The following is a 15,751-nucleotide window of genomic DNA, read 5'->3' on the forward strand; positions in this document are numbered from 1 at the left end:
CCCCTGCCCTCTCCCGCAAGCGGGAGAGGGAGCACACCGCGGTTCTGGCTGCGTTCAACCTCATCCGATCGCCATCTAATATGCTCTCCTTCATCACTCAGCGTGTCCTCAAGGGCGTGATCGTCCTGCTCGCGATCGTCGTCCTCAATTTCTTTCTGATCCGGCTTGCGCCCGGCGACCCCGCGGTCGTGATGGCGGGCGAGGCCGGCGCCAGCGACCAGGTCTTCGTCAAGCAGCTCCGTGAAAAGTTCGGTCTCGACAAGCCGCTGCCCGAACAGCTCTTCATCTACGTCAAGGGCGTGATCACCCTCGACCTCGGCTTCTCGTTCCGCCAGCAGGCGCCGGTGGCAAAGCTGATCGGCGAACGGCTGCCGGCAACGCTGCTGTTGACGCTGACCGCGTTCGCGATTTCTCTGATGCTCGGCGTGCTTTTCGGCTCCTTCGCCGCCCGCTTCGCCGGAACCTTTCTCGACACCGCCATCACCGTCTTTGCGCTGATCTTCTACGCCATGCCGATCTTCTGGGTGGCGTTGATGGGCATCCTCTTGTTTTCGGTCACCATGGATTGGCTGCCGAGCTTCGGCTACGAGACGGTCGGCGCCAACCTCACCGGCCCCGGCCACGCGGTCGACGTCGCAAAGCACCTGATCATGCCGGCGATGACGCTCGGCCTGTTCTTCATGGCGACTTACACCCGCATGACGCGTGCTTCGATGCTGGAGGTGAAGCGGCTCGACTTCGTCAAGACCGCGCGGGCCAAGGGCCTTTCGGACGCCGTGATCCAGCGCCGCCACGTGCTGCGCAACGCGCTGCTGCCGGTCGTGACGCTCGCCGGCGTGCATTCCGGCACGCTGATCGGGGGCGCCGTCATCACCGAGACCGTGTTCGCCTGGCCCGGCATCGGGCGCCTGATGTACGACGCCCTGCTCCAGCGCGACTACAATCTGCTGCTCGGCGTGTTCGTGATCTGCTCCGCCATGGTGCTGATCTTCAACCTCATCACCGACCTCGTCTATCGCCTGGTCGATCCGCGCATCGAATTCGCTTCATGAAACAGTTCTGGAAATCGATGCTCGGAAGTCCGAGCGGAATCATCGGGCTCGTCATCCTCCTGCTCGCGGTCGCCGTCGCATTGTTCGGACCGATGCTGTTTCCGAACTCGCCCTGGCGCATGGTGCAGCGGCCGTTCCTGCCGCCCTTCACGCTCGGGACCGTGCCGCTCGGCACCGACGCGCTCGGCCGCGACGTGTTTGCCGGTATGATTTTTGGCGCACGTGTCTCGCTATTGGTCGGTCTCGTCTCGACACTGGTCGCGCTGGTCGTCGGCATTCCCATTGGCGCGATGGCCGGCTATTTCGGCGGCAGGGTCGACGATGCCCTGATGCGTTTCACCGAGTTCTTCCAGACCATCCCGAGCTTCGCGCTCGCGATCGTGCTGGTCGCGATCCTGCAGCCTTCGATCTATTCGATCGTTACGTCGATCGCGCTGGTGAGCTGGCCGCCGGTCGCCCGCCTCGTGCGCGGCGAGGTGCTGTCGCTGCGCACGCGCGAATATGTCCAGGCTGCGATCGTCACCGGGCAGTCGCACAGCTGGATCATCCTGCGCGAGATCCTGCCCAACGCGCTGTCGCCGGTGATCGTGCTGGCCTCGCTGATGGTGGCGACCGCCATCCTCCTGGAATCCTCGCTGTCCTTCCTCGGCCTCGGCGATCCCAATCTGATCTCCTGGGGCTACATGGTCGGCGCCGGCCGCACCGTGATCCGCCAGGCCTGGTGGATCACCGTGTTTCCCGGGATCGCCATCCTGATCTCCGTGCTCGGATTGAACCTGATCGGCGAAGGCCTCAACGACGCGCTCAATCCGCGCCTGTCGCGGGAGGGACGTTGATGATCACCGCCCCGGCCGCCGTCTCGATCAAGGACCTCAAGATCGCGCTGCCCAAGGGCGCCGAGCGGCCATTCGCGGTCGACGGCGTCTCGCTGGACTTGCGCCCCGGCAAGATCGTTTGCGTTGTCGGCGAGTCCGGCTCCGGCAAGTCGATGTGCGCGCATGCGCTGATGGGCTTGTTGCCTGATACGGTGTCTATCGCCTCCGGCGAGATCCAGTTCGAAGGCGGCGATCTGCTCAAGCTCGATGACGCCGGCTGGCGCGATCTGCGCGGCCGGCGGCTGGCGATGATCTTTCAGGAGCCGATGACCGCGCTCAATCCGTTGATGCGGATCGGCGACCAGATGGCGGAGATGTTCGAGGCGCACGGCCTGCTGACGCCGAAGGAGCGGCGCGCGAAGGCGTTGTCGCTGGCGCGCGAGGTCGGCCTGCCCGATCCTGAAAGGATCGTGCGCGCCTATCCGCACCAGCTCTCCGGCGGCCAGCGCCAGCGCGCCATGATCGCGATGGCGCTCGCGCTCGAGCCCGCGGTGCTGGTGGCGGACGAGCCGACCACCGCCCTCGACGTCACCACCCAGGCGCAGATCCTCAAGCTGATCCGCAGCCTCCAGCAGAGCCGCAACATGGCGGTGATGTTCATAACCCACGATTTCGGCGTGGTCGCTGACATCGCCGACCAGGTCGTGGTGCTCCGCCACGGCAAGGTGGTGGAGGAAGGCCCGGCCGCGACCGTCTTCAACGAGCCGCAGCACGACTACACCAAGGCGCTGCTCGCCGCCGTCCCCTCGATGGATCCGCCGGCGCGAAAGCCCCTCGACGATCAGGCCAGGGCGGTCGAGGTGATCGGGCTGGACAAGACCTATGTGACATCAGGCGGCTGGTTTCGCGAGGACCGCCGCGTCGATGCCGCGCGCGCAGTCAATTTTTGCATGCTCAAGGGCGAGACGCTCGGCCTCGTCGGCGAATCCGGGTCCGGAAAATCATCGGTGGCACGCCTGGTGATGCGGCTGATCGAGGCCGACCGCGGCACGGTACGGATCGGCGAGACCGATCTCACCTCACTCTCTGGCAAGGCGCTGCGCGCCGAACGTCATCGCATCCAGATGATCTTCCAGGATCCGTTCGCCTCGCTCAATCCGCGCCGCAAGATCGGGCATATCATCGCCGCCGGCCCGATCGCGGCCGGTATCGATCCGAAAGTCGCGTTCGGTCGTGCCCGCGATCTGCTCAAATTGGTCGGCCTCGATGCCGGTGCACTCGAACGTTATCCGCACGAGTTCTCCGGCGGCCAGCGCCAACGGATCGGCATTGCGCGCGCGCTGGCGCTCGAGCCGGAGATCGTCGTCGCGGATGAAGCCGTCTCCGCACTCGACGTCTCCGTGCAGGCGCAAGTCTTGAGGCTGCTCGAAGACCTCAAGGCACGTCTCGGCCTCTCGATGCTGTTCATCACCCACGACTTGCGCGTCGCGGCCCAAATCTGCGACCGGATCGCGGTGATGCAGCGCGGCGTCATCGTCGAGCTGAAGCCGACGGCACAGCTCTTCGCCGCGCCGGAGCATGCCTATACACGCGAGCTGCTGGCGGCGGTGCCGGGACGGAAAGAGCGCGCTGCCGCGACGTGAAACGTTGCCTGCATCGGATCACCAAACCTCGGGATGGTTCCAAAAACTTGCAGGCCCTCGAAGGTGAAACATATTCGATCCAGCGGCATTTGCTTTCCGAAATGATCCTTGCTGATAAGGCAAGGAGCGAAGCTGAAACCAGCATTCGCTCGCATGGCTGCAAAGAGCCTTGCAGCGAATATGCGTTGGTGAGCGGCTTCTCGACCCAGCACATGAGCGGCGCTGGATGTGTCGAGATGCCCGGGTGCGTTCACGCGTTTTTTATTCCGTCGTGATCGGCCGCGCCGCTTCAACGGCGAAGCCGGCACCATACATCGCGATGGAATGATCGACGTCATCTGATGACGGATGCCAATTGATACGGAGCCAGCATGGGCGAAATTATTCGATTTGTCTCGAAGTCCGAGCGCGAGCGGATGCGTCTCATCCAGGAGGCGCGCGCCATCTACGACAGCATCTTCCCTTCGGCTGATCCGGCCGGCGAAGGTCAGGATAAGACGCCGCTTGGCCGGGCCTTCGTCGGCGACGGGAGCAGCCGGTCGTGATCAAGATCATCGCGGTGCTCTGCAGTCTCGCCTCTCCGACCAATTGTCACGAGCAGCTCGTCACCTCCTCGGATTTCGCCGAGGTCTCGGTGCAGTCGTGCCTGATGGGCGCGCCGCAGCTCGCCGACTGGATGAACCAGCATCCGGCCGAGCGACTGGCAGCATGGCGCTGCGTGATCGGTCAACAGATCCGCCAGGGAATCTAGCTCTTCGTGCCTTGACGGCACACGCTGATCGGCATCGCGCTATCGGGTCGTGTTGCTCCAGGTCGGAACGGAATTGGTCACGCCGACCGACGGCCAATTGTACGATCCGATCGACGGCGCCGTGACCGTGCCGACCGACTGTCCGGACGATCCGTAGGACGCCCTCGGCTGCGCCGCCGGCGAGGCGGCGCCGCCGTAAGTCGGGGCCACCACGCCAGCGCCGTAATGTCTGCTCGCGCGCTGCTTCTTCGCCTCAGCCGCGAACGGCACAAGGAGAAGTCCGGTAGCGATGAAGGCGGCAATGGCGAATTTGATGCCGGTGAATTTGATGCCGGTCATGGCTGATCCCTCCGAAGCTGGCGCCCTTGTCACCATGTGTTCATTCAGCGGACGATTTCCATAGGCACCCGTTCATAACTCCGTGCGCTGGAGGAAGGTGCCCAAGAGCGGACGGCCCGCCTTCGGATGGACCCGAATCAGCGCTAGTGCATTGACCTCACCGACTTCGCGCATTGAGGCGACATGACCGGCCCTGAACTGAAGCAACTCCGCGCCGACCTCTCAGATGCCCTCGAGCGAAAACTCACAGCGGCCGACATGGCAAAGCTCTGCGGATTGCCGGAGAAAGGCGGCAGCGACACCATTCGGCGTTGGGAGGTGAGCGGCCCGACGCCCTCGGCGACCAAGGTGCTGCGCGTGCTCGCGATGGCGAGCGAGCGTTATCCGATCCTGGAGAAGTTCGACATCTTCGATCGCCATGACGTGCGCGAGGAAGACCGCCCCGCAAAGCGCGCGGCGTTCCGCGAGCAGATGCGGGATGAGGCGCGCCGACGTCTTGGTTAACGAAGTGCGCACAGAGGTTACCGCAAGGCTACGAAATTAAGCCTTCCTTCAGCATTTCTTAAGCCGGCATTAAGCACGAAAACTGATTGCAGCCCAATAAGTTAGGTTGGCTGCCGTTGTGCCATGCATGTGACAGCATTTTCGTCAAAAGCGAGCTATCTGCAAAACCAACGCGGCGCGAAAGAGCGCGCCTGCCGGGGACCTTCAAGTGTTGGAGTTTGGACTATGAAGAAGATTCTGTTTGCGACCGTGGCGCTGCTCGCGATGGGCGCGGCTGCGCCGGCCGTCGGCGCCGATCTCGGCAACCGCAACTATTACAAGGCGCCCGCGCCGGCCTATGCCGCGCCGATCTACAACTGGACGGGTTTCTATGTCGGTGGCCATGTCGGCGGCGCGTTCTCCAGCGACAACAATTTCAACGGCCTCTCCACCGGCAACAACGGCAACGGCCGTTTCCTCGGCGGCGTGCAGGTCGGTGCGGACTGGCAGTTCAACCCGAACTTCGTGGTCGGCGTCGAGGGCCAGTATTCCTGGCTCTCCGGCAGCGTCGGTGCGGTGTTTCCGGGCAGCGTCGCCTACACCAACGACCAGCGCGGCCTCGGCTCGATCACCGGCCGCGTCGGCTACACCTGGGGCCCCGGGCTCCTCTATGTGAAGGGCGGCTACGCCTACTCGGACAACAACGAGAAGGTGACGGTCGCCGGCGTGCCGACCGGCTTCGTCATCGATGGCGATCACCGCAACGGCTACACCGTCGGCGTCGGCCTCGAATACATGTTCGCCCCGAACTGGTCGGCCAAGGCCGAGTACCAGTACTACAATTTCGGTGACGCGCATTTCACCGCGCCGGCCGCGCTGGTGCCCGCCGGCAACTTCACTACCGACGACCACACCATCAAGGCGGGCGTCAACTACCGCTTCAACTGGGCCAGCCCGGCCGTGGCGCGCTACTGATCGGTTACCGCAACTTTACCATGACAGAGGGCCGGCGATTTCGCCGGCCCTCTTTTTTCGTCCTGCGGAACGCACGCAACCGTTTGCGGATATTGCGATTTTTTTAACCGGCGGTGCGGATACTGCCGGCCACAAACAGAAGCAAGAACGTTGGGGGAATTTCGATGGCGATCCGTCTGGGCGTTGGCCGTTTGCTTGGTCGATTCACGCCGCGATTCAAAATGCCGACATGGGGCGTGCGGGGCAGCCTGTTTGCGGCGTTCGCGATGATCGCAGGCATGGGCCTCGTGATTGCAGCCGGCGCCGGCCTGGCGCTGCAGAATCTCGGCGGACGCATGACCGAATTGAGCGGACGGGACATTCCGCGCCTTGCCGCCAGCCTGCAATTGTCGGCGCTGAGCGCGAGCCTTGCGGCACAGGGACCGGCGTTGCTTGCGGCGCAAAGCGAGGACGCCCTCAACGAGCGCACCAAGAAGCTCAAGGAATTGCAGGAGCAGACGCAGCAAAAGCTCACCGAGATCATCCAGCTCGGCGGCGACAAGTCCGTCGTCTCCGGACTCGGCGAGACGATGAAGAGCATCAACGAGGCGGCGCAGAGCCTGGCCAAGGCCGCCCGCGAGCGGCTGGATATCGCCGCCCTCCATGACAAGCAATATGACGCGCTGCGCAACGCGCAGAGCGCCTTCGTCGGCGCGGCCAGCCCGGCGATGCTCGACGCGCAGACCCGGGTCAACGCCATCCTCGGCTCGGCCGACCTGTCCGCCGCAGATGCCAGCGACGCCGCGCAGACCGTCGGTCAGCTCGGCAACGTCGTCGCCAGCGGCAATCTCGCGGCTGCCGACATGAGCGCGGCGCTGTCGGCGAACACCAGCGACAAGCTCGACGACATCCAGAAGGAATTCAAGACGGCACAGGGCCGCCTGCGATCCAACCTCGATCTGTTGCCCGACAACCAGGGCAACAAGATGCTGCGCGACACCGCGGAGAAATTGCTGGCGCTCGGCACCGGCAAGACCGGCGTGTTCAATCTGCGTGAGAAGGAGCTCGACTCCGTCGACTACGGCCAGACCATCCTGGACGAGACCCGCAAGCTCAATGTCGGCCTCGGCATCAGCGTGCAGCAGCTCGTCGACGGCGTGCAGAAGGAGACCCATGCCTCGACCTCCCAGGCGCAGCAGGAAACCTCGCTTGCGACGACCGTGATGCTGGCCCTCGGAGCCTTGATGCTGGTCGGCTCGGCGCTGTTCGTCTGGCTCTATGTCGGCCGCAACATTCTGCGCCGCATCCGTGAGCTTCAGCGCGCCATGCAGCTGCTGTCGGCCGGCGACCTCGACACCGAGATCGTCCGCTCGCGGCAGAACGACGAGATCGGCGTGATGAAGGAAACGCTGACCGTGTTCCGCGACAGCATGATCGAAGCCCGGGCGCTCGCCAGCGAGCAGGACAAGGACCGCATCGCCAAGGCCGAGCGGGCCGCGCGCATGGAGGCGAAGATCGCGGAATTCGAGAACACGGTGCGCTCCGCGCTCGACAATCTGGCGCAGTCGGCCAATTCGATGCAATCGACCGCGCAGAGCATGTCCACCACCGCCGACCAGTCCAACGCGCTGGTCAACGCGGTCGCCTCCGCCGCCGAGGAGACCTCGGTCAACGTGCAGACCGTGTCGTCCGGCACCGAGCAGCTGTCGTCCTCGATCGAGGAGATCAGCAGGCAGGTCGTGACCTCGGCCGCGATCGCCAAGAAGGCGGTCGACGAAGCCGGCGCGACCGACGCCACGGTGCAGAGCCTCGCCGACAGCGCGAGCCGCATCAGCGTCGTGGTCGATTTGATCCAGACCATCGCCTCGCAGACCAATCTGCTCGCGCTCAACGCCACCATCGAGGCGGCGCGCGCGGGCGAGGCCGGCCGCGGCTTCGCCGTGGTTGCCTCCGAGGTGAAGAGCCTCGCGAGCCAGACCGCCAAGGCGACGGAGGAAATCCGCACCCAGATCGCCAGCATGCAGGACATCACGACATCGGCGGTCGGCGCCATCCAGGGCATCGGCCGGATCATCGGCGAGATCAACGACGTGACCACGACCATCGCGGCCGCCGTCGAGGAGCAAGGCGCGGCCACCCGCGAGATCGCCCGCAACATCCAGCATGCGGCCGGCGGCACCAGCGAGGTCTCCAGCAACATCGTCGGCGTCTCCACCGCCTCCGCCGAAGCCGGCGTCGCGGCGAGCGAGGTGCTGGGCGCCTCCGACGCGCTGCGGCGCGAAGCCGACATGCTGCGCGGAGAGATCGACGCCTTCCTCAACAATATGCGGGCGGCGTAAGGACGCCAGCAGCATCGGCACTGCGCTTCCTCTCCCGCGTGCGGGAGAGGGTTGGGGTGAGGGTGTCTCCGCAATGGGATAGTCGCGACGTGTCGAGAATATCCCCGTGGGCAGAGAGCCCCACCCGGCGCTCGGGACGATGCTTCGCATCGCCCGGGACGCGCCGACCTTCCCCGCAAGCGGGAGAGGTGATCAAGTTCGGAGCACGAGCGTCCCACATCGCGGAAAAACCTTCCCCGGTATGACGGCCATGCGAGGGCCGCCAAGCTCCCTTTTTCGGCTGGCGCCCCGCGCGCGCTGGGTTTATGCGGGTAGCATGAACGCAAAAACCGACACCGCACAATCCTCGGCCGAGGCCCTGCGCTATCCCTGGGACCAGCATCCCGGCCACGATCAAATCGTCGAGGTCAGACCCGGCGTGTTGTGGGCGCGGCTGAAGCTGCCGTTCCGCCTCAACCACGTGAACATCTACCTGCTCGCCGACGGCGACGGCTACGCGATGGTGGATACCGGCTTCGGCAACGAGGAGACGATCGAGGCCTGGACGAAGCTGTTCGACGGACCGCTGAAGGGCGTCACCATCACGCGCCTGATCGTCACCCACTCCCACCCCGACCATGTCGGACTTGCGGGCTGGGTCGTCGAGCGGTTCAATTGCCCGCTGGTGATGTCGCAGGTCGAGTATCTGCAATCGGTCTATCACCAGAACCGCGGCACCGCGGAGCGGCAGGAAGCGCAGCGGCTGTTCTTCCGCCGCCACGGCATGGACGAGTCGCTCACCGAAAAGCTGCTGGGCCGCGGCCAGGATTATCTCAAGCGCGTCTCGGTGCTGCCGCCCTCCTACCGCCGCATCTCCCATGGCGAGGACGTCGTGATCGGCACGCGCCGCTTCAAGGTGATCACCGGCGGCGGCCACGCGCTCGACCAGGTGATGCTGTATTGCGCCGACGACAAGCTGTTCCTTTCCGCCGACCAGGTGCTGAGCAAGATCTCGCCCAATGTCAGCGTCTGGGCGGTCGAGCCCGACCAGAACTCGCTCGGCGAATATCTGGCCTCGCTCGCCAGCCTCACCACGACGCTGCCCTATGACGTGCTGGTGCTGCCCGGCCACGGCGTACCGTTCTACGGACTGAAGACCCGCATCAAGCAGCTCGCCGACCACCATGAGGAGCGCTGCCGTCTGATCGCGGAAGCCTGCCGCGAGGTGCCGCAGACCTCGCGCGCTTTGGTGCCCGTGGTGTTCAACAAGCACGTGCTCGACGAGCACCAGATGGGCTTCGCCGCCGGCGAGTTGGTCGCTCACGTCAACTACATGATCGTCGAAGGCCGGCTGACCGCGGAGACGAAGGACGGCGTGCTGCAATTCCGGACGACGTAATGTATTCGCCTCTCCCCGCAAGCGGGGCGAGGGAGCAGATCTCACTTCATGTTCGCGATCGCGTGCAGCGCCGCGATGTAGCCGAATGGTCCGAGGCCACAGATCACCCCGGTCGCCACGAACGAGATCTTGGAGTGGCGGTGATATTCGTCGCGGGCGTGGATGTTGGAGATGTGGACTTCCAGCACCGGGCCTTCGAACGTCTTGATTGCGTCCATGATCGCGACCGAGGTGAAGGAGAAGCCGGCCGGATTGATGACGATGGCGTCGGCATCGTGCCTTGCCGACTGGATCAGGTCGACGAGCACGCCTTCATGGTTGGACTGGTGGAAGGCGAGCTTGAGCCCGAGCTTGGCCGCCGCGTCCTCGCAGCTCGCGTTGACCTCCGCGAGCGTCGTCGTGCCATAGATATGCGGCTCGCGGATGCCGAGCATATTGAGGTTGGGACCGTTGAGGATCATGACACGTTTCATCAGGCGTCCTTTCGCATGAGCTTGCCGGGCGCCGATCCGCGCCCATCGGCGCGACCGGCCCAGCCATCATGAACGCAGCGCGCCCCATGGACAAAATGTCCAAGCCAGCTGCAGCGGTCTCCGGCTTCCCCGGGCGCGCCGGCGGGCAAGTGGTAGGCGTTTGATCCACATCAACTATCGCCCGCGAGACGCCGCTATCAATATACCCGCGCGGCTCGCCACAAATGTGTGCTGGCGCATAGACATTGGAGCTGGAAAAGCTCTAAAAACGAGTGGCCGCCGTGGCCGGGTTCCGTTGCAGGTTTTGCCGATGGATTACAACCAGTTCTTCGATTCCGCCCTCGATCGTCTCCACGCCGAGCGGCGCTACCGCGTGTTCGCCGACCTCGAGCGCACGGCCGGCCGATTCCCGCACGCGGTCTGGCACTCGCCCAAGGGCAAGCGCGACGTCGTGATCTGGTGCTCCAACGATTATCTCGGCATGGGCCAGCACCCGAAGGTGGTCGGCGCCATGGTCGAGACCGCGACCCGTGTCGGCACCGGTGCCGGCGGCACCCGCAACATCGCCGGCACGCATCATCCGCTGGTCCAGCTCGAGGCCGAGCTCGCCGATCTCCACGGCAAGGAAGCCGCGCTGCTGTTCACCTCGGGCTATGTCTCGAACCAGACCGGCATCCCGACCATCGCAAAGCTCATTCCGAACTGTCTCATCCTGTCGGACGAGCTCAACCACAATTCGATGATCGAGGGCATCCGCCAGTCGGGCTGCGAGCGGGTCGTGTTCCGCCACAACGATCTGGCGCATCTCGAGGAGCTGTTGAAAGCGGCCGACCCGAACCGGCCGAAGCTGATCGTCTGCGAGAGCCTCTATTCCATGGACGGCGACGTCGCCCCGCTCGCCAAGATCTGCGATCTCGCCGAGAAGTACGGCGCGATGACCTATGTCGACGAGGTCCACGCCGTCGGCATGTACGGCCCGCGCGGCGGCGGCATCGCCGAGCGTGACGGCGTCATGCACCGCATCGACGTTCTCGAAGGCACGCTCGCCAAGGCGTTCGGCTGCCTCGGCGGCTACATCGCCGCCAACGGCCAGATCATCGATGCCGTGCGCTCCTATGCGCCGGGCTTCATCTTCACCACCGCGCTGCCGCCGGCGATCTGCTCGGCCGCGACCGCCGCGATCAAGCATCTGAAGACCTCGAACTGGGAGCGCGAGCGCCACCAGGACCGCGCCGCCCGCGTCAAGGCGATCCTCAACGCCGCCGGCCTGCCGGTGATGTCGAGCGATACCCATATCGTGCCGCTGTTCGTCGGCGATCCCGAGAAATGCAAGCAGGCGTCCGACCTGCTACTCGAGGAGCACGGCATCTACATCCAGCCGATCAACTATCCGACGGTCGCCAAGGGCAGCGAGCGGCTGCGAATCACGCCCTCGCCCTATCACGACGACGGCCTGATCGATCAGCTCGCCGAAGCCCTGCTGCAAGTGTGGGACCGTCTCGGCCTGCCGCTGCGCGAGAAGTCGCTGGCGGCGGAGTAGGCTGTTCGCCTCTCCTTAGAGCCAACTTCTATCGAGCCCGTGGCTGGGCGAGGGTCAGAGAGGGGGGTGCCACACGGGGACTGCCTCGGCGCCCTTCAGGCAACGCGCTTAACGACAACCCCAGTTCCCGCCCCAGCCCGGCATTTCGCTGTCGCCTCCACCCGTCCAACGCGCTAGGTTTGCAGGGAAAATGAGCTTGGGCGCCGCTAGCGCCCTTTCGAGAAGCGCGCTCGCCATGCTGCACGACTGGGGCGTGATCGCCGCCGCCTTCGGCTATATCGGCTTTCTGTTTCTGGTGGCGAGCCATGGCGACCGCCGCTCGCCGGCCGGGCGTGGGCGTGCCTCCGGGCTGATCTATCCGCTGTCGCTGGCGATCTACTGCACCTCCTGGACCTTCTTCGGCTCGGTCGGCTTTGCCACCCGCACCTCGACCGACTTCCTCGCCATCTATGTCGGCCCGATCCTGATGATCGGCCTCGGCGCCGGCGTTCTGCGCCGCGTGATCCAGCTCGCGAAAGCCCACAACATCACCTCGATCGCCGACTTCATCGGAGCCCGCTACGGCAAGAGCCAGGCGGTGGCGGCCACCGTCGCCGGAATCGCGATCATCGGCTCGGTGCCCTACATCGCGCTCCAGCTCAAGGCGGTCGCCTCCTCGCTGGAGACGATCCTGAGCGAAGACCAGGCCTTCTCCCACATCCCGATCGTCGGCGACGTGGCGCTGATGGTGACGCTGGCGATGGCGGCCTTCGCCGTGCTGTTCGGCACCCGGCAGACCGACGCCACCGAGCACCAGCACGGCCTGATGCTGGCGGTTGCGACCGAATCCATCGTCAAGCTGGTCGCCTTCCTCGCCGCCGGCATCTTCGTCACCTTCTGGATGTTCTCGCCGCACGAACTGATCGAGCGCGCCATGAAGACGCCGGAGGCGGTGCGCGCCATCAACTATTCGCCGTCGATCGGCAACTTCCTGACCATGACGCTGCTGTCGCTGTGCGCGATCATGCTGCTGCCGCGCCAGTTCCACGTCAGTGTGGTCGAGAACTCCAGCGATGCCGAGGTCGGCCGCGCGCGCTGGCTGTTTCCGCTCTACCTCGTCGCCATCAATCTGTTCGTGATCCCGATCGCGCTCGCCGGCCTCGTCACCTTCCCATTCGGCGTGGCCGACCCCGATATGTACGTGCTGGCGTTGCCGATGGAGGGAGGTGCGGATCTGCTCAGCGTCGCCGTGTTCGTCGGCGGCCTGTCGGCGGCAACCGCGATGGTGATCGTCGAATGCGTCGCGCTCTCCATCATGGTCTCGAACGACCTCGTGGTGCCCCTGGTGCTGCAGCGACGGCCGGAGGGGCGCACCGGCGGCGCCGATTTCAGCAACTTCCTGCTGCGCTCGCGGCGGCTGGCGATCTTCGCCATCATGGTGATGGCCTATTTCTATTACCGCGCGCTCGGCAACACCCAGCTCGCGGCGATCGGCCTGCTCTCCTTTGCCGCCATCGCCCAGCTTGCACCGAGCTTCTTCGGCGGATTGTTGTGGCGGCGCGCCACCGCGCGCGGCGCGATCGGCGGCATGCTGGTCGGCTTCGCGGTGTGGCTCTACACGCTGTTCATACCGAGCTTCATGGATTCCTCGACATCAGGCATCCTGCTGCTTCAGCACGGCCCGTTCGGCATCGAGGCACTACGGCCGCAGGCGCTGTTCGGCGCCGATCTGCCGCCGCTGATGCACGGCGTCATCTGGTCGCTGTCGCTCAACATCCTGACCTATGTGCTGCTGTCGCTGGCACGAAGGCCCTCATCCATCGAGCTGTTGCAGGCCGATCTGTTCGTGCCCAATACGCTCGCGCCGATCTCCCCGAGTTTCCGCCGCTGGCGCACCACCGTCACCGTGCAGGACATCCAGACCACGGTGGCGCAATATCTCGGACCCGACCGTGCGCGGCATTCCTTCGAGGCATTCTCCGCACGGCGTAATTTGCGGCTGGAGCCCGGAGCCCCCGCCGATTTCGAGCTGTTGCAGCACGCCGAGCACCTGATCGCCTCCTCGATTGGAGCTGCCTCCTCCCGCCTCGTGATGTCGCTGCTGCTGCGCAAGCGCACGGTCTCGGCCAGGGCCGCACTCAAGCTGCTCGACGATTCACACGCGGCGCTGCATTTCAACCGCGAGATCCTGCAGACCGCGCTCAACCACGTGCGCCAGGGCATTGCCGTGTTCGATGCCGACCTGCAGCTGATCTGCTCCAACCGGCAGTTCGGCGATCTCCTCAATGTGCCCCCGCACATCGTCCAGTTCGGCACGCCCCTGCGCGAGATCCTGGAATTCATGGGCGTGAGCGATCCCGACCATCAGGCCGACCGTGAGGCGATGATCGAGCAGCGGCTCATAGCCTACACCACCGACAGCGAGCCGTATCTCGAACGCCTGCCGGAACGCCACATGGTGATCGAAGTGCTCACCAACCGCATGCCCGGCGGCGGCTTCGTCATCACGTTCACCGATGTCACGCCTAGCTTCGAGGCGGCGGAGGCTCTGGAGCGCGCCAACGCGACGCTGGAAAAGCGCGTGCGCGACCGCACGGAGGAGCTGACGCGGCTGAATTCCGAGCTGGCCCTGGCCAAGAGCACGGCCGAAGACGCCAGCATCTCCAAGACCCGCTTCCTCGCCGCCGCGAGCCACGATATTCTCCAGCCGCTGAACGCGGCGCGGCTCTATGTCACGAGCCTGGTCGAGCGCCAGCACAGCGGCGAGGAGACCCGGCTGGTCGAGAACATCGACGAATCGCTGCAGGCGATCGAAGAGATCCTCGGCGCGCTCTTGGACATCTCGCGCCTGGACGCCGGCGCGATGACGACCTCGATCTCGAGCTTCAAGATGGCCGATCTGATGCGCTCGCTGGAGATCGAGTTCGCGCCGATCGCGCGCGCCAAGAACCTAGAGCTCACCTTCGTGCCCTGCTCGCTGCCGGTCGAGTCGGATCGGCTCCTGCTGCGGCGCCTGCTGCAGAACCTGATCTCGAATGCGATCAAATACACCCCGCGCGGCCGCGTACTGGTCGGCTGTCGCCGCCAGGGCCCTTCGCTCAAGATCTGCGTCTACGACACCGGCGTCGGCATCCCGCCGGTCAAGCGCGGCGAGATCTTCAAGGAATTCCACCGCCTTGAGCAGGGCGCGCGGATCGCGCGCGGGCTGGGGCTCGGCCTCTCGATCGTCGAACGGCTGGCGCGGGTGCTCAAGCATGGCATCGCCATCGACGGCAACAGAAGCGGCGGCTCGGTGTTCTCAGTGACGGTGCCGACGGCGAAGGCGATCACCCACACCGCCGCCGTGACCAGCGCGACGCCGCTGGCGCGCACACCGATCTCGGGCGCGCTGATCGTCTGCATCGAGAATGACGCGGCGATCCTCGACGGCATGCGCACGCTGCTGAAAGCGTGGGACGCCGAGGTGATCGCGGTCGCCGATCCCGAAGGCGCGATCGCCGCGATCGAAACCGCCGGCCGCCGCGTCACCGGCCTGTTGGTCGACTACCATCTCGACCGCGGCAACGGCATCGCCGCCATCCGCGAGATCCGCCGCCGCTTCGGCGACGGCATTCCCGCGATCCTGATCACGGCCGACCGCAGCCCCGCCGTGCAAATGGCTGCGCGCGACGAGAAGATCGCCGTGCTCAACAAGCCGGTGAAGCCGGCCTCGCTCCGCGCCCTGCTCGGCCAGTGGCGCACGCAGCAGATGGTGGCGGCGGAGTGAAACGGGCTGCTTGAACGCCACCGGCCTCCGCAACCCAGGTCGCGCATCGCATATGACACTTTGCTCGACCTGAGCGTGCGCCTCGTCCTTCGAGACGACCGCTTCGCGGTCTCCTCAGGATGAGGCTAAGCAGCATCACGGCTCTTTCAATCACAGCCGCGCACTCAATCCTCATCCTGAGGGCCCGCCGAGGCGGGCGTCTCGAAGGACGGCCACAGGCGAAATCGATCCCAGATGCG

General features: G+C 65.2%; 14 protein-coding genes. 12 read left to right on the forward strand and 2 right to left on the reverse strand.

From position 1 onward, the window contains the following. Positions 1-80: 80 nt before the first annotated feature. The 6 genes from XH84_RS38735 to XH84_RS38755 all read left to right on the forward strand — a co-directional run bounded on the left by XH84_RS38735 (position 81) and on the right by XH84_RS38755 (position 4,261). Complete coding sequence (locus tag XH84_RS38735; protein ID WP_128920373.1) at positions 81-1,052, forward strand: ABC transporter permease; 972 nt, start codon at positions 81-83, stop codon at positions 1,050-1,052. After that, a complete protein-coding gene (locus XH84_RS38740; protein ID WP_128920372.1) occupies positions 1,049-1,888 on the forward strand; it encodes an ABC transporter permease in 840 nt (279 codons plus the stop codon). Before XH84_RS38735 ends, XH84_RS38740 begins: the two co-directional genes overlap by 4 nt. 2 nt (positions 1,889-1,890) lie before the next feature. Continuing rightward, complete coding sequence (locus tag XH84_RS38745; protein ID WP_164936391.1) at positions 1,891-3,510, forward strand: ABC transporter ATP-binding protein; 1,620 nt, start codon at positions 1,891-1,893, stop codon at positions 3,508-3,510. A 47-nt stretch (positions 3,511-3,557) separates the two neighbouring features. Then, positions 3,558-3,785, forward strand: coding sequence for a hypothetical protein (locus XH84_RS38750; RefSeq protein ID WP_128920370.1), 228 nt, complete (start codon positions 3,558-3,560; stop codon positions 3,783-3,785). 96 nt (positions 3,786-3,881) lie between these two features. Next, the gene (locus XH84_RS40275) at positions 3,882-4,055 is read left to right on the forward strand and encodes a hypothetical protein (protein WP_164936385.1); all 174 of its coding nucleotides are present in this window, start codon (positions 3,882-3,884) and stop codon (positions 4,053-4,055) included. Then, positions 4,052-4,261, forward strand: a complete 210-nt coding sequence (locus tag XH84_RS38755; protein WP_128920369.1) for a hypothetical protein — start codon at positions 4,052-4,054, stop codon at positions 4,259-4,261. The genes XH84_RS40275 and XH84_RS38755 overlap by 4 nt, the downstream gene beginning before the upstream one ends. Positions 4,262-4,300: 39 nt before the next feature. Here XH84_RS38755 and XH84_RS38760 read toward each other — a convergent pair whose 3' ends face one another. Further along, complete coding sequence (locus XH84_RS38760; RefSeq protein ID WP_128920368.1) at positions 4,301-4,600, reverse strand: hypothetical protein; 300 nt, start codon at positions 4,598-4,600, stop codon at positions 4,301-4,303. A gap of 183 nt (positions 4,601-4,783) precedes the next feature. On the opposite strand from XH84_RS38760, the gene XH84_RS38765 reads away from it, so the two are divergent. The 4 genes from XH84_RS38765 (at position 4,784) to XH84_RS38780 (ending at position 9,754) form a co-directional block, all read left to right on the forward strand. Then, entirely contained in the window at positions 4,784-5,104 is a 321-nt protein-coding gene (locus XH84_RS38765; RefSeq protein ID WP_128920367.1) for a hypothetical protein, read from the forward strand. A gap of 225 nt (positions 5,105-5,329) precedes the next feature. After that, entirely contained in the window at positions 5,330-6,058 is a 729-nt protein-coding gene (locus tag XH84_RS38770; protein WP_128920366.1) for an outer membrane protein, read from the forward strand. A gap of 164 nt (positions 6,059-6,222) precedes the next feature. Beyond that, the gene (locus XH84_RS38775) at positions 6,223-8,376 is read left to right on the forward strand and encodes a methyl-accepting chemotaxis protein (RefSeq protein ID WP_128920365.1); all 2,154 of its coding nucleotides are present in this window, start codon (positions 6,223-6,225) and stop codon (positions 8,374-8,376) included. Between the two features lie 316 nt (positions 8,377-8,692). After that, the gene (locus XH84_RS38780) at positions 8,693-9,754 is read left to right on the forward strand and encodes an MBL fold metallo-hydrolase (RefSeq protein WP_128920364.1); all 1,062 of its coding nucleotides are present in this window, start codon (positions 8,693-8,695) and stop codon (positions 9,752-9,754) included. 41 nt (positions 9,755-9,795) lie between these two features. On the opposite strand, the gene aroQ is transcribed toward XH84_RS38780, so the two are convergent. Beyond that, positions 9,796-10,227, reverse strand: coding sequence for a type II 3-dehydroquinate dehydratase (gene aroQ / locus XH84_RS38785; RefSeq protein ID WP_128920363.1), 432 nt, complete (start codon positions 10,225-10,227; stop codon positions 9,796-9,798). Between the two features lie 310 nt (positions 10,228-10,537). On the opposite strand from aroQ, the gene hemA reads away from it, so the two are divergent. Together hemA and XH84_RS38795 are read left to right on the forward strand one after the other, a co-directional pair. After that, entirely contained in the window at positions 10,538-11,767 is a 1,230-nt protein-coding gene (gene hemA / locus XH84_RS38790) for a 5-aminolevulinate synthase (RefSeq protein WP_128920362.1), read from the forward strand. 235 nt (positions 11,768-12,002) lie between these two features. Further along, on the forward strand, positions 12,003-15,512 hold the full coding sequence (locus XH84_RS38795) for a PAS domain-containing hybrid sensor histidine kinase/response regulator (protein ID WP_128920361.1): 3,510 nt from the start codon (positions 12,003-12,005) through the stop codon (positions 15,510-15,512). The last annotated feature ends 239 nt before the right edge of the window (positions 15,513-15,751 follow it).

This window comes from Bradyrhizobium nanningense (assembly GCF_004114535.1).
Classification (GTDB): Bacteria; Pseudomonadota; Alphaproteobacteria; order Rhizobiales; family Xanthobacteraceae; genus Bradyrhizobium; species Bradyrhizobium nanningense.

What these genes read in the sequence shown, in the direction of transcription:
- XH84_RS38795 (WP_128920361.1), top strand. Translation starts at nt 12,003, where the DNA reads ATGCTGCACGACTGGGGCGTGATCGCCGCCGCCTTCGGCTATATCGGC.
- XH84_RS38770 (WP_128920366.1), top strand. Translation starts at nt 5,330, where the DNA reads ATGAAGAAGATTCTGTTTGCGACCGTGGCGCTGCTCGCGATGGGCGCG.
- XH84_RS38765 (WP_128920367.1), top strand. Translation starts at nt 4,784, where the DNA reads ATGACCGGCCCTGAACTGAAGCAACTCCGCGCCGACCTCTCAGATGCC.
- hemA (WP_128920362.1), top strand. Translation starts at nt 10,538, where the DNA reads ATGGATTACAACCAGTTCTTCGATTCCGCCCTCGATCGTCTCCACGCC.
- XH84_RS38775 (WP_128920365.1), top strand. Translation starts at nt 6,223, where the DNA reads ATGGCGATCCGTCTGGGCGTTGGCCGTTTGCTTGGTCGATTCACGCCG.
- XH84_RS38740 (WP_128920372.1), top strand. Translation starts at nt 1,049, where the DNA reads ATGAAACAGTTCTGGAAATCGATGCTCGGAAGTCCGAGCGGAATCATC.
- XH84_RS38760 (WP_128920368.1), bottom strand. Translation starts at nt 4,600, where the DNA reads ATGACCGGCATCAAATTCACCGGCATCAAATTCGCCATTGCCGCCTTC.
- XH84_RS40275 (WP_164936385.1), top strand. Translation starts at nt 3,882, where the DNA reads ATGGGCGAAATTATTCGATTTGTCTCGAAGTCCGAGCGCGAGCGGATG.
- XH84_RS38735 (WP_128920373.1), top strand. Translation starts at nt 81, where the DNA reads ATGCTCTCCTTCATCACTCAGCGTGTCCTCAAGGGCGTGATCGTCCTG.
- aroQ (WP_128920363.1), bottom strand. Translation starts at nt 10,227, where the DNA reads ATGAAACGTGTCATGATCCTCAACGGTCCCAACCTCAATATGCTCGGC.
- XH84_RS38780 (WP_128920364.1), top strand. Translation starts at nt 8,693, where the DNA reads ATGAACGCAAAAACCGACACCGCACAATCCTCGGCCGAGGCCCTGCGC.